This window comes from Coprococcus ammoniilyticus, assembly GCF_025567345.1.
Lineage (GTDB): Bacteria > Bacillota > Clostridia > Lachnospirales > Lachnospiraceae > Coprococcus > Coprococcus ammoniilyticus.
Genome location: NZ_JAOQJS010000005.1, coordinates 118,416 through 137,507, shown reverse-complemented (window position 1 = coordinate 137,507; position 19,092 = coordinate 118,416). Strand labels below are relative to the sequence as shown.

The window sequence follows — 19,092 nt, the reverse complement described above, 5'->3', positions numbered from 1 at the left end:
AATATGAGGAGAAAACAATTATCATTTGATATTGACACAAAGGTTGCAAAGGCTATACTTGGAAAGAATAATTACATCAAAGCATATTTAGATGTTCGAAAATTCCTGGAAAAGGAAGGATGGGAGCATATAGAAGGTAGTGTCTATATGAGTAAAAAGCCGTTAAGCACAACACAGGTTATGCATTTGTTAAATGATTTGATATGGGAGTATCCATATCTGACAAAGTGCTTCCGGGAGATTCATCAAGCGGATGTATTCAAGGTACATTCCCTGTCAAAGCAATTTGAGTATGATGGAACGCCAGGAAGATTCGCTAAGCAGGAGCTGACACAAAAAATGAAACCAAAGCATAGAAGTAGATAGAGTAGGTAAGAAAAAGGGGTGGTTACTATGATGAAGAATAAGGGTAAAAGATTAGTTGTTTTGTTAATAGCTGCATGTATGATCCTGTCTATGTTTTCCGGTATGACAGTATCCGCAGCAACGAATGCAGAAATATATGCAACAACCAACACGATCAAGAAAGTTGATGGAAAATATTATTATGTGAATGCATCCGGAAAAATGGATAAAAAGACTGGCTGGAAGAAAGTTGCCGGAAAATACACTTACTATGTTGGATCGAAAAGTAATGTTACTGTAAAGATCACTAAAGGAAAATATTATAAGTGGAGTGATGGTCAGTTTAAGAAGCAGCCAGTGAAGAAGAATAGTACAAAGACCATCAAAGGTAAAGCTTTTTATGTGAATAAAAATGGGAACATTGAGAAAAAAACTGGATGGAAAAAGATAGCCGGTAAGTATGCGTACTATGTAAATAGTAATGGTGTAGTATCTCTTAAAATTACCGGTGGAAATTATCAGAAGTGGAGTAATGGTCAGTTTAAGAAACAGTCCCTAGAAAAGTATAATGGAAAGATTATTACCATCGGAAAGAAAGCATTTTATGTGTCAGAAGATAAGATCGTGCGTAAAACAGGTTGGAAACGTGTTTCGGGTGCTAAGTTGTCCAGTATAACGAATCCAAGGGGATACTATGTAGGAACAAAAGGCTCGGTTCTTTATAAGGAAACAGCAAAGGGAACTTATGAGATCACATCCGTAGGTAAGGTATCCGATAAGCTTATGAAAAATGGTTGGAATGGGTCTGTATTTGTAAAGAACGGCAAGGTGCAGATCAAAACGACTGTTACAGTAGGTGGATATATAAATGTATTTAATAAAGATGGAAAGAGAGTGACATTAAAAAAATCCGGCAACAAAATTGTTAGATCGGACACAAACGAACCAGTTACCACAAAAGGAGCTTATAAGGTTGGATCTGGTAGCAATAAGCAAACCTATTACGTTACAAATAACGGCAATATCAAGAAGAATGGAACAGTTACAGTCAATGGAGTAAAGTATACGGTTGACGCATCGGGAAAATGTACAAAGGTAACTGAAAATGGTTCCGATAATAGTGATGGATCCGGTAATGATGGAGAACAGAATTCTGGTACGAATGGCAATCAAGAGCAGCAGTCTCATGTATGTAAGTGGAAGGTGGTTATGAACAGTAGTTTGTCACCGGTTAAGACCAATTATAAAGAACATGCTGCAGTTACCAAGACAGTCAACAAGAAGATCCGAGATGCTTACGATGAACCAATTTATAGTGAAGAACCTTGGTATGTATGTAATTCTTGTAGTAGAAGGGGAATTGACGATCAGGAATGCGCATACGAGACTTATGAGGAATTACTAGAGCATCACAAAGCCAATAATCATGGTGGAAATCATCTCATAAAGAAACTTTTACGCTATGAGCATCACGATGCAGTCTATGCAGACGTAGAAGAAGTAGTAGAAAAAGAATGGTCAGAGTGGGATCAAACATATAAATGTACTGAATGTGGGGATATCATGACAGAGCATGTAGTTAATAAGAATGGAGAGTTAATTTACACACCAAACAAAAGTGGAGTGCTTGTTGACATTAATGGAAATGAGCAGGATAAGGTTACTGCTGGAGTATCGTATAAGTAATTTCCAGAACCAAGAAAACCAAGAAAACCTGGAAATGGGATTTCAGGTGTGATATGATAGAATCAGTTCAATAGAACGATATAAGACCTCTACAGAAATGTGGAGGTTTTTTATTGCACAAAATTGAATATAACAAGGACGATGGTCATAGCTGCCGGAGGAATGATAAAGATTCTTCCAGATATGGTGCTTTGACACTCGTCCTTTTTTTATAAATAAAAATATTATTTTCAAAGGAGGACTGAAAGATGTTCAAAATGAAAAGACAGTGGAAAAGAATCATATCCACAATCATGGCTGCACTTATGGTAGTGACAGTCATTCCAAGCAGCTTTGGTTCATCATCGGCTGCTGAAATTGCAACACCGGGAGATGCTGATCAGACAGGATATGTCAAGATCGAAGCAAAACTGCCGGAATCTGATAAGAAAGGAGAAGATGTAACAGGTATTGTATATGAGGTATACAAAGATGCTTCCTGCAAAGATGAAGTAGGCGCATTTGTATTATCCTGTGATGGTAAGGCTTACAATTCTTTTATTGTACGATATCGGCGAAAGGTGGACAATTTTTGTTGTAAAGGGGGTGATTATTAGAAATAAAGGGTTAGATTATTTTCTTATACAAACACATAATTTATTTAAACAATGAACAAGAAATGATAATATATGTCATATAAAGGAGGATTATTTATGTTAAGAAATATAAAAGAAAAAATTAAAAATGTGCTTTGCGACCTTATTTATAGACTGGGGCAACTAATTATGTTTTTTATTGATATTGTGTTACATCCAATAAAAAACATTTCATGTATTTTTATAGTAGTTTTATATGTTTTATTAGAAAAAACAAATATACATAAATTAAGCGGAAAAGATATGTTTCTTTTTTCGGCAGGGATGGTTACTGTATTGACATTTATTGTATCTTTTTTACAAAGTGTGACAGTAGAATCTAATAATAAGGAAAAATTTTATTTTGGATATAACTTAAAAAGAAATTTGTACAATAATTTTTGGATAAAAAGATTATATGAAATGAATATTAAATTATTTCTTTGGCTTATATTCATAATATCATGTTTAAGAATAGCAACCAACTATCATTATGAATATACGATATTGAATAATTTTATTGATTTTATCAAGAAGAAGGAAAATAATTTATATTGTATTTGGGTGTCTATTATTGTTGTAGTGTGTATTTATTTTGCCGCAATTCTGATTGAATCCATTGATATTACTAAAAATAAATTTAGATTAAGTAATTTTTATGCTGCTAGGAATGAGATGACAAAAAATATAATAGAGTTAGAAGTCGAAAAAGAATACAGAAATTATTTTAAAAACGCATTAAATAATAGTGTTGAACGGTTTTATAATTTTTATAACCAGATAAATGTATATAACCTAATGAGATATATATTTAGGAGAGCTAACGAGGTAACAGATACACAAGATGAGTTTAATGAATATTTAAACCATGTCTTTAACGCAGAAAACGATTGTGTAGATGAAATATTTATAAAAATTGATGATCTTATTAAGTCAATTTGTAAAATTAAAAATCCCTATATAAAAAAAATAAAAGTTCGTTCACTCAAAAAATATTTAAAAAAATTAAAAAGTTACTATGTAAAAAAATGGAATAGTATAAAACAGTCATCGTATTATAAGTATTCATTTTTAGCAATATGTAAAATTATTAACAATGATTTAATAGGAGTTACTGATTTAGAGGATAAATTTATAAACAAGATCGAAGATGAAGATATTAAAAAGATTTATAAGGATTTATTTGAAGATGATTGCTCAAATGAAATGATATTTAGGGATAGTAAAATGGTAGGAAATATATGTATATCTCGCATAATTGCTGTTTTAATTGAAATGTGTAAGAAGAAAGAAATGTATGAAGAATTAAATTTTAATAATGATATATATATAATTTTTAATACCCTTAATCTTCGTCATGATTTGAAGAATTATATTTCAAAGGTGTTTGAATACATATTTGATTATATCTTGAAATGTGAGAATAGAAATAATAACTTTACAAAGGAGTTTTGTAATATATTAAAATCAAATTATTGTGATCAATATAAATATATTATAAATGAAGCTAAAAAATGCAGTTATAAAGAAATTATGAGTGGCAATAATATTTCAGATTTTCAGCTTAGCTGGTTATTATCTTTACTTAATAATAATGATGTCGTTGTCGCTTTAATCTTTGGTTTAGCTTATGCAGAAAGATCTGGAAAAGATTATATGTCAGTTAGCGCATATAAGATTTGGGGAGAGAAGATAAATAAGTTGATATATAAGAATATCTTAGGTGAGCTTAATGATGATAGATATATAGATGAAATAATTAAAAAGATAGAGGAGTCCTATGTTTCGCATTTTATATATCCGAAATTTATTAAGTGGTTGTGTAAATCTCTTTTTGTTAATTTTGATTCTGTTATGTATCATGAATTTAAGGAATTAGGTGATAAAGGCATAAGAAATAATTTTGGCTTATGTAGTTATATGATTTTACGAAGTTTATTACGTGGTAAAGCAAATATATATAATAGCTTATTATTTACAGAAGATGAAAATAAGGAAATACAAAAAGAATTGCTACCAATTAAAGAAATAATACTGCTACCATAATAAACCACAAGATTACGTTTGACTTTATTATGATAAACTGTTACTATGTTATCGTGTTGCGCCCGGAAGGGGCAGGCATATATCTTTTTAATTATATTCAGGAGGAAATAATCATGAAAAAGTTAGTAGCACTGGTTTTAGTAGCAGTAATGGGACTTTCTATGGTTGGCTGTGGAAAGAAGGATTCATCAAATGACTCAAAGAGTGATCTGGAATATGTAAAGGAAAAGGGAACTCTTGTTGTTGGTGTTACAGATTTCGCACCAATGGATTACAAAGACGACTCAGGTAACTGGATTGGATTTGATGCAGACATGGCATCCGCATTTGCTGAGAGCATCGGCGTGAAAGCAGAATTCGTAGAGATAGACTGGGACAACAAGATCATGGAGCTTGATGGTAAGACAATCGACTGTGTATGGAACGGTATGACACTTATAGACGAGGTTACAAGCTCAATGGCATGTTCTGATGCATACTGCAACAATGCACAGGTAGTAATAGTGCCACAGGACAAGGCAGATCAGTACCAGACAGTAGACAGCATTAAGGAACTTACATTTGCTGTAGAAGCAGGAAGTGCCGGAGAAGGTCAGGCAAAGGAACTTGGACTTAATTATACAGCAGTTAAGGCACAGTCAGATGCACTTATGGAAGTTGCAGCAGGAACATCTGATGCAGCAATTATCGATTCCCTTATGGCAGCAGCTATGGTAGGAGAAGGCACAGGCTATGCAAATCTTACATATACAGTAGGACTTAACAGTGAGGAATATGGTGTAGGTTTCAGAAAAGATTCTGATCTTGCAGCAGAGCTTAACAAGTTTTTCAAAGACAGCAAGGCTGATGGATCTATGGAGAAATGTGCAGAGAAGTACAAGGTACAGGCAGCACTTACAAAGTAATTAACAGACTATAAGACGGTTATTTTGATTATTACTTAGAGAGAAAATTATTATGGATTTGTTTTTTGAACAGCTCCCAATTGTACTTGGGGCGCTTAATACAGGATTTATTCAAACTTTAAAATTGTTCTTTGTGACCTTGCTTGGTGCATTTCCATTGGGACTTTTGATAGCATTTGGCTCTATGTCAAAGTTTAAGCCACTTAGCTATCTTATGAAATTTATCGTGTGGATCGTTCGAGGCACACCTCTGATGATCCAGATGCTTATTATCTATTATTTTCCGGGACTTGTATTCCATAACCCGATTTGGGGTGGTGGCGAAGGCGGAAGATTTGTGGCAGCATCGGTATCGTTTATCGTGAATTATGCCTGCTATTTTTCAGAGATATATCGTGGAGGAATTCAGGGAATTCCTGTTGGACAGGAGGAAGCAGGTCTGGTGCTTGGTATGACTCCAAGACAGATATTCTTCAAGGTTAAGCTTCTTCAGATGATAAAGAAGATCGTACCTGCAATGTCCAACGAGATCATTACGCTGGTTAAGGATACATCACTTGCACGTATCATTGCGTTGCAGGAGATTATCTGGGCAGGACAGGCGTTCATGAAAGGTTCACAGGGAATCTCAGGTGCGATATGGCCATTGTTCTTCTGCGCATTCTATTATCTGATCTGGAATGGTGTACTTACTGTTTTACTTGGAAAATTAGAGAAGAAACTGGATTTCTTCAGATAGAGGAGGAGCTGTATGGCGATATTAGAGGTTGAACATATAAAAAAGAAGTTTGGTAAGACCGATGTACTTAAGGATATCAGCTTCTCATTAGAGCAGGGAGAGGTTCTGTCGATCATAGGATCATCAGGAAGCGGTAAAACTACATTGCTTCGCTGCCTGAATTTCCTTGAAATGCCGGATAACGGAATTATCCGTGTAAATAATGAGATCCTTCTCGATACGGATAAGCCGGAGACACTTAAGGAGTCAGAGGTTCGGAAGAAGCGGTTGCACTTTGGACTGGTGTTTCAGTCATTTAATCTGTTTCCACAGTATACAGCACTTCAGAATGTTATGCTGGCAAGAGAGCTTCTGGCAAAGGAAAGACCGGACTATAAGGCAAATAAAAAGAACATACTGGATGAGATAAGAGTACAGGGCGAAGATCTTCTGCGTCAGATGGGACTGGGAGACCGGATGAACAATTATCCACATCAGTTATCAGGCGGTCAGTGTCAGCGAGTTGCGATCGCAAGAGCACTTGCTATGCAACCGGATATCTTGTGTTTTGATGAGCCGACATCAGCTCTTGATCCTGAGCTTACCGGCGAAGTGCTGAAGGTTCTCAGAAATCTTGCAGAGAAAAAGACAACGATGATAATTGTCACTCATGAGATGGCATTTGCAAGAGACGTGGCAAGTCAGGTTATATTCATGGATGATGGATATATACTTGAGCAGGGCAGACCGGAAGAGGTATTTGACAATCCGGAACAGGAACGTACGAAGCAGTTCTTGTCATCATATTCATAATTATTTATTTGACGCACGACAAATGATTTTATATCCTATAAGAGGAATAAGATTTGTCGTGCGTTATTTTTTGTATCAAAATATTACAGGCAGGAAGTATCGCAGGGTAAAGACGATAGATAAAAGATGGGAGCGGTTATTTGTGACCGTGAATAGATGAAAATGAAAAAAATACCACACAAAAAGATCCTGATTCTGATGCTTATAATCATTATTTTGATTCCGTTTTGTCTGTATCAGAATAAGCATCTGGTAATCACTACATATACATATGAATCAGAAAAGCTTGGTGCGGATCTCGATGGATACCGGATCGTACAGATATCGGATCTGCACAATGCTGCATTTGGAAAAGAGAATAAGAAGCTGTTAGAAACCATACGAAGCTGTTCGCCGGATATCATCGTTATTACCGGGGATCTGGTGGACTCCAATCATACAAATGTAGAACGTGCGGTAGCATTTGTGAAAGAAGCAGTGAAGATCGCACCGGTATATTATGTGACCGGCAACCATGAATATTGGCTTGATCCATCGGAAAATGAACAGATGATGCAGGGGATCCTTGCTGCCGGAGCATATGATCTGGATGATGAAGCCGTCTGCATTGAGAAAGGGGATTCCTCTTTCATGTTGATCGGGTTAGATGATCAGCATTTGAGTGATGAGACATTAAAGAATCTGCTTCAGGAGCAGAAAAATGAATTATCCATCGTACTTGCGCATGAGCCACAGTACCTTCAGAACTATGCAAATGCCGGAGCTGATCTTGTCTTGACCGGACATGCACATGGAGGACAGATCAGACTTCCATTTGTCGGGGGGATCGTTGCACCCGATCAGGGATTTTTACCGGAATACACATCAGGAAAATATAACCGCGCAGATACAGAAATGATAGTCAGCAGGGGACTTGGCAACAGCATAATTCCGGTTCGCCTGTTCAATTATCCGGAGGTTGTGTGCGTAGAGCTTAGATGTAAAAACTAACGATTTATGGAGAAACAATATGCCAAAGCTACTTGTGATTGAAGATGACAGAGAGATCAATCATCTCATCTGTGAATATATGGCGGAAACCGGACAAAGATAAAGAAATATGACGACCGGGAATACATAGAAATCATATGTGTTATCATATAATAGCTATAAGAAAAGATGGTTCAATTAGGGTGTTGGATCTTTGATAGCCTGAGGAGAATTTGTATACATGGATAAATGGTATATCATAATTTCAGGACTGTTGCTTTTACTGGCAGCAGTCCTTTTTATACGTTTGATACAATATAAAAGACAGATGCGGATATTTGCAGCCAAGCTTCAGAAACGCTTGCATGGAGGAGTGGATCAGGAGATCCATGTGGAATATTTTGATCGTGACATCGTAGCTCTTGCAAAAGCGTTAAATGATTATTCGGATCAGATCAAGGAGAGAAACCGTGCGCTGGAGCAGGACAGAACCAGACTGAAAAATGTGATCGCAGGCATTTCTCATGATTTCAGAACACCCCTTACAGCAGTAAAAGGATATCTGCAGTTGATGAAAAAAGGTGGACGCATAGACGACCGGGATATGGAATATCTGGATATCGCGATCGCAAAGACAGAGTATCTCCGTGTGTTGTCGGATGCATTTTTTGAGGTATCTTATGCAGAGGCAAAGGATGAAGCCATTGACATCAGGAATATAGATGTGGCAAGAACTTTGACAGCACTTGTGCTGGAGCAGTATGAATGGATTCAGGAGTCCGGGATTCAGGCAGCATTTGACATACCGGAAAGTGTAGTCTGGGTTCAGAGCAACGAGAAAGTGCTGAACCGGATATTTACAAATTTCTTTTCTAATGCCAGAAAATATGCGGATACCAGAATCAGCGTCTGCTTACAACAGGATGCGGACGGAGTATCCATTACATTCACGAATGACATAGAGGCTGACAATGAGATCGATATCGACCATGTATTTGACGCCTTCTACCGTGGCAATTCCCGCCGGGAGGAAGGCGCAGGACTTGGTTTATATGTTGTAAAATGCCTGGCCGATAAGCTGGGGCATGTGGTTTCAGCAGAGGTAAAAGATAAGCAGTTTTCGGTAATGCTGCGAATAAAGTGAGTTTTTATACCCTTGCAAATGAAGGCAGGATATGCTATCCTAACCGTACAATTCTATGAGTTGATATTGAAAGGATTAAGATTATGTTCTGGAAAATGACAAATCTACAACTGAAAAAAGGTTATACATGTGTTCCTTACGGGGATAGTGCGCCTTTTTTTAGAACAAGTCATATATCAGAACAATGATATAAAACGTAATAAAAAAGTACACTATCTCCTTATCCATTTAAGAAAAATAGATAAGGAGATTTTTTTATGAACACAATTAGAAAACAAATAGGATATTTATACACATCATCCGTCCTTGGAAATTTATCTTTAACAGGGGCTTGGGTGGCAATATTGGCTGCCAGAGGATATAGTTTGGTCGAAATAGGTTTTGTGGAAACGGTCTTTCATGTAACCAGCATTATTTTTGAGATACCGTCAGGAATATTTGCGGATGTATTTGGAAGAAAAAATATGTTGATTGTGAGCAGTATTTTACGAATGATTGCAAATGTTGTTATGATCGCATCAGGGAATTTGTTTACGATATGTCTGTCTATTGCACTTCATGCGATGAGTTACAATTTTTCATCAGGATCGGGAGATGCTTTAGCATATGATTCTTTAAAAATCTATGGAGAAGAATCCTATTATGCAAAATATGAATCAGATCAGTTGAGTATATACCGTTTGTGTAATGGAATATCAACTTTGTGTGCAGGATTTGCGTTATACATTGGTTATAGAGCCGCATATGGAACGGATATTTTAATGTGTCTGATTCAGATATTTGTTTTAAATAGAATATGGGAACATAGAGAACACAGGGATCATAAGGCAAATACAATTGTCCGTGCATTGGTTGACTGCTGGTGGGAAAGTATTCAGTTTCTAAAGGATGCAAGGAGAGCAATAGTTTTGATGTTGGTAAATTCGCTGGTAGGAGCAGGGGATATTTTACTGTTATTTTTCTTACAGGCTAAGCTGCCGGAGAGTGGAATCCCAAATGCCTTGCTTGGAATGGCACTCTTTATTATGGAACTTGGAGGAATCCTTGGAGCAAGGGTGATTCTGTTGTGTGATCGTTTACGGTACAGAACAGTATTTGTATTAACCGGATTCCTTGTTCTTCTTGGTATAGCAGTGGAACATTCTGGTAATTATGTGATTATGACATTAGGTGGATTTATTGCGGCATTTAGTGATGATGCATTACAGGTAAGAACAAATACGATACTTCAGAATATGTTCCCTTCGGAACAGAGGGCAACATTGATCTCTATGGAATCTTTTACATTTTCCATGATCATGATCGTGTTGTCACCGCTTACAGGTATTCTATTTTCATGGTGGTAATTGTAACACCTGTATATTTGTCATATAAGAAATAACGCCTGTCATGTGATTTCCAACCTGTTCAAAATCTATCAAAAAACTATCTTTTTTCCCATAAAAGAGAAAAGCATGTTATAATAAACACATGATTGTTTGTATGTAAAATAATAATTTTCGGAGTATAGAGTAGTAAAGATGAGAGGGAGGATCACCCGTGACAGTGGATGATATCAGAGAGAGAATTAAGAAAAAAGATATAGAACTGTATGTACAGGAATTATTACAGTTTGAGAATTCATTTGATGGATTCAAAAAGGCGATCGAACCTCTGGCTGAGCGGCTTAAGATCGGCAGGGTAGCGGGACATTTGCACATTGAGGCAAATATCAAATCTGTACAGGCTGAAGATCGTCATGATGTATTCTATGCCGGGGATGGTTTGTATTCCGAGAAAGGCAAATATCAGAAGACATTTCAAGCGGTAGAAAACGGATATTGTGAGCTTACGGCATTCCCATATGAAAATGTAGAATGAAGCGAGGAAGAAAAAGAAGATATAGCTCTGCTCCTTCTGTCATTACAACGGCTTTTATTTTAACCTGAAAAGCTTTGGACTGCTCAGCTATAAGTATGGTGGTGCAGAAGGTGATCTGATGATCAAGCGTTATGCAGTCGCTGTCAGAAAATGGCTGGCAGAGGACGAGACACTGGCGCATCTGGGCGGAGATAATTTCATGGCGCTGGTCAAGAAAAGCAGAACGGCAGAGTTCCTTCATCTTCTGGAAAAGGTTGAGGTAACAGCAAAGTATATGGGACGGGTCGTTCCGGTATATATAGCGGCAGCGGCAGGTGCCTATGAGATAACGGCAAAGGACAGAGATCCCAGAAATATTATGAATGGTTTGTCGATTGCCGTCAGTTATGCCAGACAGCACAAGCTCCCGTATGCGTTTTTAACGGACAAGATGCTGGAAGAAACAGTAGATGTTCAGCGGATGGAACAGATGCTTCCTGAGGCGTTGGAGAAACGGGAATTTCAGGTGTATTATCAGCCGAAGGTTGATATCCGGACAGGTCAGATCGTAGGTACAGAGGCACTTGCAAGATGGATTCGTAACGGAGAAGTGATACAACCATTTCGGTTTATTCCGACCATGGAGAGGAATGGATTTATCATTCATCTGGATCTGTATATCCTGAAGCGGGTATGTGAGGCTATAAATGAATGGATTGAGAAAGGGTATAAGCTTGTTCCGATATCTGTGAATATATCGAGAAATGATATTTCCGGGGTTGGGCATGATCCACGGATGTTGGCGGAACGAATTATAAGGATCATAAAAGAGTATGATATTGATCCAAAGTATATCATCATAGAAGTAACAGAGACGACAGAAGCGAGTGAACAGAAGGATCTGTATGACTTTATCAGAAATATGTCAGAAGCAGGCATTGCGACATCGATTGACGACTTTGGTACAGGCTGTTCGACCTTGAGTGTTCTTCGGGATTTCCCGGTAAACGAGATTAAGATTGATCGGTCATTTATCAATCATGAGGCATTTTCAACACAGGATCAGATCATTATTAAGAGTATCATTCAGATGGCAAGACAGTTGAATCTGAATGTCATAACCGAGGGAGTTGAGACGGAGGAGCAGGCAAGATTTCTTCTGGAACTTGGCTGTAACCATGCACAGGGCTATCTGTATGATAAACCATTAGAACAGAGTGCATTTGAAAGCAGGCTGTCAGTGGGAGGATATGATCGAAAGATATAGAAGATAATGAGCATTATATATGATACAAACGGACTGGGACATTTGTATAAGGCCGGAAAGCAGTCTGAAGGTATCGGATTTCAAATAATATAAGGAGAAAACAGAAAATGGGATTTTTAACAGGTAAAACAGTTATTGTCACAGGTGGAGGACGTGCCGTATTAAGTGATGGCAGATGTGGTTCGATCGGTTACGGTATCGCTACAGCATATGCAAAAGAAGGCGCAAATGTCGTGATCACAGGACGAAATGTGAAGAAGTTGGAAGATGCAAAGGAAGAACTGGAACGCTTATATGGTATAAAGGTTCTGGCTGTTGCAGCAGATGTATCTGCCGGTGCGGATAATGAGGCAGTCGTTGCAAATGTTGTAAAGCAGACGATCGATACATTTGGCAGTATCGATGTATTGGTTAATAATGCACAGGCATCGGCATCCGGTGTTCCGCTTGCTGACCATACAACAGATCAGTTTAATCTGGCATTATATTCCGGACTGTATGCAACCTTTTATTATATGAAAGCGTGCTATCCATATCTGAAAGAGAGCAAGGGATCCGTTATCAACTTCGCATCCGGCGCAGGTCTGTTCGGTAACTTTGGACAGTGTGCGTATGCAGCAGCAAAAGAAGGAATTCGTGGACTTACAAGAGTTGCAGCAACAGAATGGGCAAAGGATGGCGTAAATGTAAATATCATCTGCCCGCTTGCATGGACAGCACAGTTAGAGCAGTTCAAGAATGCATATCCGGATGCATTTGACAAGAATGTTCATACACCTCCGATGGGTCATTTCGGTGATTCAGAGCTTGAGATCGGACGTGTATGTGTACAGCTTGCATCCCCTGATTTCAAATATATGACAGGAGAGACGATCACTCTGGAAGGCGGACTTGGACAGAGACCATAGTCTTAGGTATTAACGGAAAATCTTTAGATCATTCAATAAGAAAAAAATGATAATAAAACCGGAAAAAGCTACTTGACAGTGCGGAACAGTTGAAATATACTTTGAATAACGTGTTGATGAGAACAGTACTGAACGAAGAATCTACAGAGAGAGATACATTTGGTGGAAGTATCTTAGAGGAGTCATTCAGGAAGACCAGCTCTGAGCGGCCCTAATCCGGTCCGGTGATTCCGTTATCGTCATGAATGAGATATTTCCACAGGAAATAAAAAGGGTGGAACCGCGATATAAGAATTATAATCGCCCCTTGTATAGATGAAAAAACGTCTGTACAGGGGCGTTTTTTGTGCAATAGACAAAGAAACAGAAGGATTCCTGTACAAATAATTATCGGACATTGTACCATCGGGTGGGATGTCAGTTCAGGTAAAAGAAAGGAAACAAGAAAATGGTAGATTTTAAAGCAGACGAGAGATTAAATACTCTCAATCATTCCTGCGCCCATGTTATGGCACAGGCCGTAAAGCATTTGTATCCACATGCAAAGTTCTGGGTTGGACCGGTTGTAAAAGAAGGTTTCTATTATGATATCGACCTTGGCGATGATGTTGTAAACGATGATGTGATCGCAGCTATCGAAAAAGAAATGAAGAAGATCTGTAAAGAGGGCAAGAAGATTTACAGACGTGAAGTTACAAAGGCAGAAGCACTTGAAATGTTCAAGGATGATTTCTACAAGCTGGATCTGATCGAAGGCTTAGAGGATGGAAATATTACAGTTTACGATCAGGGAGATTTCACAGATCTCTGTCGCGGACCACACGTTGATAACACAAAATTATGTAAGAACTTCAAGTTAGTAAAATATTCCGGTGTATACTGGAAGGGTGATGCCAAGAACCATGTAATGCAGAGAATCTATGGTGTATGCTTCCCTACAGCAGAAGAACTGGAAGAACATCTGAAGTTATTAGAGGAAGCAAAAGACCGTGACCACAGAAAGATCGGTAAAGAGATGAATCTGTTCATGTCAGATGATCTGGTTGGACGTGGACTTCCTATGTTCCTTCCAAAGGGTTATATCGTATGGCAGGAGCTTGAAAATTATATCAAGAACAAGGAAAGAAAGCTTGGCTACCGTCATGTTATGACTCCTTGTGTTGGTACGGTAAATCTTTATAAGACATCCGGTCACTGGGATCATTACAAAGACAATATGTTCCCTGCAATGGAAGTTGAGGGTGAGTCTTTCGTGCTTCGTCCAATGAACTGCCCGCATCATATGATGATCTATGCAAACAAAATGCATTCCTATAAAGATCTTCCGATTCGTATCGGCGAGATCGCACATGATTTCCGTTTCGAAGCCAGTGGTACTTTAAAAGGAATCGAGAGAGGCAGGCATTTCTGTCAGAACGATGCCCATCTGTTTGTAACACCGGAGCAGATTGAATCTGAATTCAAGCAGGTTGTTGACTTGATCTTCGACACCTATAAGGATTTCAATATCACAGATTATCGTTGTGTTCTGTCCTTAAGAGATCCTGAGGATAAGGTGAAATATCATGATGACGATGAGATGTGGAATACAGCGGAGGACGCACTCCGTAAAGTGTTGGATGATATCGGTATCGAATACACAGAAGAGATCGGTGAAGCAGCATTCTATGGTCCAAAGCTTGATGTAAATGTTAAGCCGGCGATCGGAAATGAATATACATTATCTACATGCCAGCTTGACTTCTGTCTTCCTGCAAAATTCAACCTGACATATATTGATAAGGATGGTACAAAGAAGACTCCTGTCGTTCTTCACAGAGCAATCCTTGGTTCCTTAGATCGTTTCATGGCATACATTCTGGAGGAGACAAAAGGAAATCTGCCACTTTGGTTAGCACCGGTACAGGCCAGAATCCTTCCTGTAAAGAATGAGGATGAGGAATTAAATGCATATGCACATGAGCTGTATGATTTCTTAGATGACAACAACATCCGTGTTGAGATCGATGAACGTGCAGAGAAGCTTGGCTATCGTGTAAGAGCTGCCCAGGTTGAGAAGGTTCCGTATCTGATCATCCTTGGTAAGAATGAGGTAAATGATAAGACTGTCAGCTACAGACTTCATGGTGAGCAGAAGACAACAACTGTTCCTATGGATGAGTTCCTTGCAATGCTTCAGGATGAGATCAAGACCAAGAAGTTAAATCCTGCCGCATCCAAGTAATACAGAGTACAAATAAGGATAAGCCGCCGGAAACAGATTTCCGGTGGCAGATCCTTTAAAATATCAGAAACCGGCACTTGATGTATGGGTAACCGCATGCTATAATGTATCAATACTTTTTGCACTGCATATCAATCTACAGTACAAACTGAGCAGGCGGTGGGATGACCACAGGGCCGGGCCACACAGGGTGGCAGCAGATAAAGAATGAATTTATGATCTGCGGGACAGTAGTTACTATTTGTTCCGCAGGTTTTTTATTATTCCGGCTACAGCCGGTCGGAGATAATTCTATAAATCTGATGGAAAGATTATTAATTGCGTTGCATAAAGTTATCTTATATATGCGGAGGTAACTATTATGGCACAAGAAAATCAGGATTCTAAGAAAAGGGCAGCGGTCGGTAAGATGACCGGTTTCATAGGGGTATTGTGTAACCTGCTGTTGGCAGGCAGCAAGCTTGTGATCGGAAAGTTGGCCGCATCTACATCAATTACTGCAGATGGATTGAACAATCTGTCAGATGCAGCAAGCTCCATTGTAACATTACTCGGATTTAAGCTGGCAGAGAAGCCGGCAGACAAAGAACATCCATACGGACATGCGAGATTTGAATATCTGGCAAGTCTGGTTGTGGCTGCTATGATCCTTGTGATCGGATTTGAATTGGCAAAGACATCGGTACTCAAGCTGCTCCATCCGGCATCAATCGAATTTTCCATGCTGATGATCATTGTGCTGATCGGTTCGATCCTGGTAAAACTCTGGATGATGTTCTTTTATCGTAAGATGGGAGATAAGATTCAGTCAAATACCTTATTTGCTGCAGCCGCAGACAGCAGAAATGATGTGCTGACAACAGCTGCAGTTCTTGCCGCAACAGTTGTAGAACATATCAGCGGATGGAAAATAGATGGCCTTATGGGTGGGCTGGTATCTGTTTTTATCATTGTAAGTGGAATTTCGCTTGCAAAGGATACAATCTCTCCGCTTCTTGGAGAAGGTGCAAATACCGGTTTGCGGGAACAGCTTATTGGATATATAAGCAGCTGCCCATTGGTACTTGGCTGCCATGACCTGTTGGTACATGATTATGGACCGGGCAGACAGTATGCAAGTATTCATGTAGAGATCGATAAGAAGATCGATCCAATGGTGTGTCATGATGAGATTGACCGCATCGAACGGGAATGTCTGAACCGATTTGGTGTGCATATGGTCATTCATTATGATCCGGTTATTACGGACGATGCAGAGCTTGATCAGATGCATCATCAGGTACTTACTATCCTGCAGCAAATAGATGCAGAAATAACAATCCATGATTTCCGCGTACACACTCATGGTGGAAAGAAAGAACTTGTTTTTGATATGGTTGTTCCATCGGAATGGCAGGGGCAGGAAAAGAATATCGTACGGGAACTAACGGAACGGTTGCAAGAAGAAAACAAAGAGACATATTTGATAAAAATTACGTTTGACCTTGAGGACAGGGCGTAGTACATTAACAGAATAGTTTACACTGGGGGAATATTGGAAGACAGGGAACAAGAGGTATTAAGAGAACTTCTGAAATAGACGGCTGCCGGCAGATAAAAATCTGCCGGCAGTTTTGGTATGCCATAATCTGATTTTAAATAAAGGTACAGAATTATTGTACGCGATTCAGAAAATATGGATTGACAGTGCTTTTATTTCTGTTATAATCCCATTTGGGATTATGAAAGAGAGGAAGATAATAATATGGATCGAAAGACTTTGCAGATTATAAATGCATCCAATCACAGTATCATAAAGCTGCGTGGAGTGTATGCAGACTGGTCTCGCAGACACAACATTAATTATAATGAGATGCTGGTACTTTATACGATACGCGAGAACGGATACTGCACTCAAAAACAGGTATGTGACAATTATCTGCTTCCGCGTCAGACGATACATAATGTAATTTCAAGGATGCGTGAACAGGGCTATCTGATTCTGGAACCGGAAAAAGGAGAAGGACGGGAAAAAGCATTTGTATTGACAGAGAAGGGCAGGAAATATGCAGAGATATTTTTCTGTTCGCTAGCTTCTATAGAAGAAGCATCTGTAAAACGATTTGGCTATGAGAAGATGCAGATGCTGACAGAGCTTATGAAGGAATACCAGGAAATATTGGCTTCTTGTGTAGAGCAGGAGGCAGGAGGCAGCAGAGATGGAAACAAACAGTAGTTTTTACGGCACAGAAAAGATCAATAAGATCTTTTTTAAAATCGCACCGCCTGTCATGCTGGCACAGTTGATACAGGCTCTTTATAATATAGTAGACAGTTTATTTGTCGGGAAATACTCAGAGAGCGGTCTGACGGCGTTATCGATCATTTATCCTGTTCAGCTTCTGATGATCGCACTGGCAGTTGGAACCGGTGTTGGAATCAATACAAATATTGCACATTTTCTGGGAATAAAGAGGTATAAGAAGGCGGATGAGGTAGCAGGCATCGGCTTTAGTCTGGCGATCATTATGTGGATCTTATTTGCAGTAAGCTGTTATCTGTTGATGCCTGCATATGCACGGTTGCAGACAAATTCGGATACAGTAATTGCTGATGTAATTACCTACGGAAGGATTGTGTGCGTGGGCAGCATTGGATTGTTTACAGAGAGCATATGGACAAAGGTACTTCAGGCAAACGGAGATATGAAGACACCGATGATCGCACAGATCACAGGAGCTATCACGAATATTGTGTTAGATCCGATTTTGATCTTTGGGCTTTTTGGTATACCAAAGCTTGGAATAGCAGGAGCTGCATTTGCAACGATCACAGGACAGGTTGTAGCGGCACTTCTTGTTATGAAGAAGGAATTTCATCGTTCGCCGTCTCTTTGCAAATATCCAGAGGATATCCGCAGGATCTATGCGCTTGGAATTCCGAATATCATCATGCAGGCAACGTATACATTTTACATATTTGGATTAAATATGATCCTTGCAGGATTTTCCGATGAGGCAGTGACAGCACTTGGATTGTATTACAAATGGCAGACATTTTTCTTTATACCACTGGGTGCTCTTCAGACCTGCATTGTACCCATCATTAGCTATAACTATGCGGCAAAGAGTATTGATCGTTGTAAACATACGATGACGGTTGCCTTTATATGGGGAATTGCATTGATGTTCATCGGAACGTTATGCTTTGAATTTATTCCGGAACCTATGCTTTCTGTGTTTACGAAGGACAGCGAAGTTATCCGTATCGGAGTGCAGGGATTCCGATTTATTGGGATCAGCTTTATACCGATGGTAGGTGCGCAGATTTATCCGGTCTTTTTGCAGGCAACCGGCGAAGCCTTTAAGAGTTCATTTCTAACCATTATGAGAACGGTGTTCTTATTTGTACCGCTTGGATATCTGTTTTCCAGATTCGGATTTGTGTATTTCTGGCTGACTTTCCCGATTACAGAGGTAATCACTACTATAGTAGGATTTATGTTTTATCGAAGGTTTTACAGACAACATAAGATGATAGTTCACGAGTAGAACAAGTGTACATGTTTGCGAATGATCAGATGTAAAAAATATGTGAATAAAATGATAATATACATGCAAAAAAAAGAAATGATG

17 protein-coding genes and 1 riboswitch are annotated in these 19,092 nt (G+C 38.8%); all 17 genes read left to right on the top strand.

Going from position 1 to position 19,092, the window contains the following annotated elements:
* Positions 1–3: 3 nt before the first annotated feature.
* Positions 4–366 carry a hypothetical protein gene (locus OCV60_RS08900; protein ID WP_117822099.1) on the top strand — a complete coding sequence of 121 codons (363 nt, stop codon included), beginning with the start codon at positions 4–6 and terminating at the stop codon, positions 364–366.
* A gap of 27 nt (positions 367–393) precedes the next feature.
* Positions 394–2,031, top strand: coding sequence for a PspC-like choline-binding domain-containing protein (locus tag OCV60_RS08895; RefSeq protein WP_262530054.1), 1,638 nt, complete (start codon positions 394–396; stop codon positions 2,029–2,031).
* A 248-nt stretch (positions 2,032–2,279) separates the two neighbouring features.
* Complete coding sequence (locus OCV60_RS08890; RefSeq protein WP_117785668.1) at positions 2,280–2,627, top strand: hypothetical protein; 348 nt, start codon at positions 2,280–2,282, stop codon at positions 2,625–2,627.
* Between the two features lie 96 nt (positions 2,628–2,723).
* Positions 2,724–4,691, top strand: coding sequence for a hypothetical protein (locus OCV60_RS08885; protein ID WP_262530053.1), 1,968 nt, complete (start codon positions 2,724–2,726; stop codon positions 4,689–4,691).
* Positions 4,692–4,804: 113 nt separating this feature from the next.
* Complete coding sequence (locus OCV60_RS08880; protein WP_262530052.1) at positions 4,805–5,596, top strand: transporter substrate-binding domain-containing protein; 792 nt, start codon at positions 4,805–4,807, stop codon at positions 5,594–5,596.
* A gap of 52 nt (positions 5,597–5,648) precedes the next feature.
* Entirely contained in the window at positions 5,649–6,335 is a 687-nt protein-coding gene (locus OCV60_RS08875; protein WP_008402705.1) for an amino acid ABC transporter permease, read from the top strand.
* A gap of 12 nt (positions 6,336–6,347) precedes the next feature.
* Positions 6,348–7,127, top strand: coding sequence for an amino acid ABC transporter ATP-binding protein (locus tag OCV60_RS08870; protein ID WP_008402704.1), 780 nt, complete (start codon positions 6,348–6,350; stop codon positions 7,125–7,127).
* Between the two features lie 162 nt (positions 7,128–7,289).
* On the top strand, positions 7,290–8,117 hold the full coding sequence (locus tag OCV60_RS08865; RefSeq protein ID WP_262530051.1) for a metallophosphoesterase: 828 nt from the start codon (positions 7,290–7,292) through the stop codon (positions 8,115–8,117).
* A 220-nt stretch (positions 8,118–8,337) separates the two neighbouring features.
* Positions 8,338–9,240 carry a sensor histidine kinase gene (locus OCV60_RS08860; protein ID WP_008402701.1) on the top strand — a complete coding sequence of 301 codons (903 nt, stop codon included), beginning with the start codon at positions 8,338–8,340 and terminating at the stop codon, positions 9,238–9,240.
* Positions 9,241–9,497: 257 nt separating this feature from the next.
* Positions 9,498–10,586 carry an MFS transporter gene (locus OCV60_RS08855; RefSeq protein ID WP_262530050.1) on the top strand — a complete coding sequence of 363 codons (1,089 nt, stop codon included), beginning with the start codon at positions 9,498–9,500 and terminating at the stop codon, positions 10,584–10,586.
* A 193-nt stretch (positions 10,587–10,779) separates the two neighbouring features.
* Positions 10,780–11,100, top strand: coding sequence for a hypothetical protein (locus OCV60_RS08850; RefSeq protein ID WP_262530049.1), 321 nt, complete (start codon positions 10,780–10,782; stop codon positions 11,098–11,100).
* Between the two features lie 64 nt (positions 11,101–11,164).
* A complete protein-coding gene (locus OCV60_RS08845; protein ID WP_262530128.1) occupies positions 11,165–12,346 on the top strand; it encodes a GGDEF domain-containing phosphodiesterase in 1,182 nt (393 codons plus the stop codon).
* A gap of 107 nt (positions 12,347–12,453) precedes the next feature.
* Complete coding sequence (locus OCV60_RS08840; RefSeq protein WP_008402696.1) at positions 12,454–13,254, top strand: SDR family NAD(P)-dependent oxidoreductase; 801 nt, start codon at positions 12,454–12,456, stop codon at positions 13,252–13,254.
* A gap of 448 nt (positions 13,255–13,702) precedes the next feature.
* A complete protein-coding gene (thrS, locus tag OCV60_RS08835) occupies positions 13,703–15,478 on the top strand; it encodes a threonine--tRNA ligase (RefSeq protein ID WP_021944954.1) in 1,776 nt (591 codons plus the stop codon).
* Between the two features lie 138 nt (positions 15,479–15,616).
* Positions 15,617–15,711, top strand: a riboswitch (NiCo riboswitch).
* Between the two features lie 128 nt (positions 15,712–15,839).
* The gene (locus OCV60_RS08830) at positions 15,840–16,979 is read left to right on the top strand and encodes a cation diffusion facilitator family transporter (protein WP_262530048.1); all 1,140 of its coding nucleotides are present in this window, start codon (positions 15,840–15,842) and stop codon (positions 16,977–16,979) included.
* 243 nt (positions 16,980–17,222) lie between these two features.
* On the top strand, positions 17,223–17,693 hold the full coding sequence (locus tag OCV60_RS08825) for a MarR family winged helix-turn-helix transcriptional regulator (RefSeq protein ID WP_021944952.1): 471 nt from the start codon (positions 17,223–17,225) through the stop codon (positions 17,691–17,693).
* The gene (locus OCV60_RS08820) at positions 17,677–19,008 is read left to right on the top strand and encodes an MATE family efflux transporter (protein ID WP_262530047.1); all 1,332 of its coding nucleotides are present in this window, start codon (positions 17,677–17,679) and stop codon (positions 19,006–19,008) included. Before OCV60_RS08825 ends, OCV60_RS08820 begins: the two co-directional genes overlap by 17 nt.
* Positions 19,009–19,092 lie beyond the last annotated feature (84 nt).

What these genes read in the sequence shown, in the direction of transcription:
- thrS (WP_021944954.1), top strand. Translation starts at nt 13,703, where the DNA reads ATGGTAGATTTTAAAGCAGACGAGAGATTAAATACTCTCAATCATTCC.
- OCV60_RS08820 (WP_262530047.1), top strand. Translation starts at nt 17,677, where the DNA reads ATGGAAACAAACAGTAGTTTTTACGGCACAGAAAAGATCAATAAGATC.
- OCV60_RS08860 (WP_008402701.1), top strand. Translation starts at nt 8,338, where the DNA reads ATGGATAAATGGTATATCATAATTTCAGGACTGTTGCTTTTACTGGCA.
- OCV60_RS08840 (WP_008402696.1), top strand. Translation starts at nt 12,454, where the DNA reads ATGGGATTTTTAACAGGTAAAACAGTTATTGTCACAGGTGGAGGACGT.
- OCV60_RS08875 (WP_008402705.1), top strand. Translation starts at nt 5,649, where the DNA reads ATGGATTTGTTTTTTGAACAGCTCCCAATTGTACTTGGGGCGCTTAAT.
- OCV60_RS08865 (WP_262530051.1), top strand. Translation starts at nt 7,290, where the DNA reads ATGAAAAAAATACCACACAAAAAGATCCTGATTCTGATGCTTATAATC.
- OCV60_RS08830 (WP_262530048.1), top strand. Translation starts at nt 15,840, where the DNA reads ATGGCACAAGAAAATCAGGATTCTAAGAAAAGGGCAGCGGTCGGTAAG.
- OCV60_RS08895 (WP_262530054.1), top strand. Translation starts at nt 394, where the DNA reads ATGATGAAGAATAAGGGTAAAAGATTAGTTGTTTTGTTAATAGCTGCA.
- OCV60_RS08900 (WP_117822099.1), top strand. Translation starts at nt 4, where the DNA reads ATGAGGAGAAAACAATTATCATTTGATATTGACACAAAGGTTGCAAAG.
- OCV60_RS08880 (WP_262530052.1), top strand. Translation starts at nt 4,805, where the DNA reads ATGAAAAAGTTAGTAGCACTGGTTTTAGTAGCAGTAATGGGACTTTCT.
- OCV60_RS08890 (WP_117785668.1), top strand. Translation starts at nt 2,280, where the DNA reads ATGTTCAAAATGAAAAGACAGTGGAAAAGAATCATATCCACAATCATG.
- OCV60_RS08855 (WP_262530050.1), top strand. Translation starts at nt 9,498, where the DNA reads ATGAACACAATTAGAAAACAAATAGGATATTTATACACATCATCCGTC.
- OCV60_RS08825 (WP_021944952.1), top strand. Translation starts at nt 17,223, where the DNA reads ATGGATCGAAAGACTTTGCAGATTATAAATGCATCCAATCACAGTATC.
- OCV60_RS08870 (WP_008402704.1), top strand. Translation starts at nt 6,348, where the DNA reads ATGGCGATATTAGAGGTTGAACATATAAAAAAGAAGTTTGGTAAGACC.
- OCV60_RS08885 (WP_262530053.1), top strand. Translation starts at nt 2,724, where the DNA reads ATGTTAAGAAATATAAAAGAAAAAATTAAAAATGTGCTTTGCGACCTT.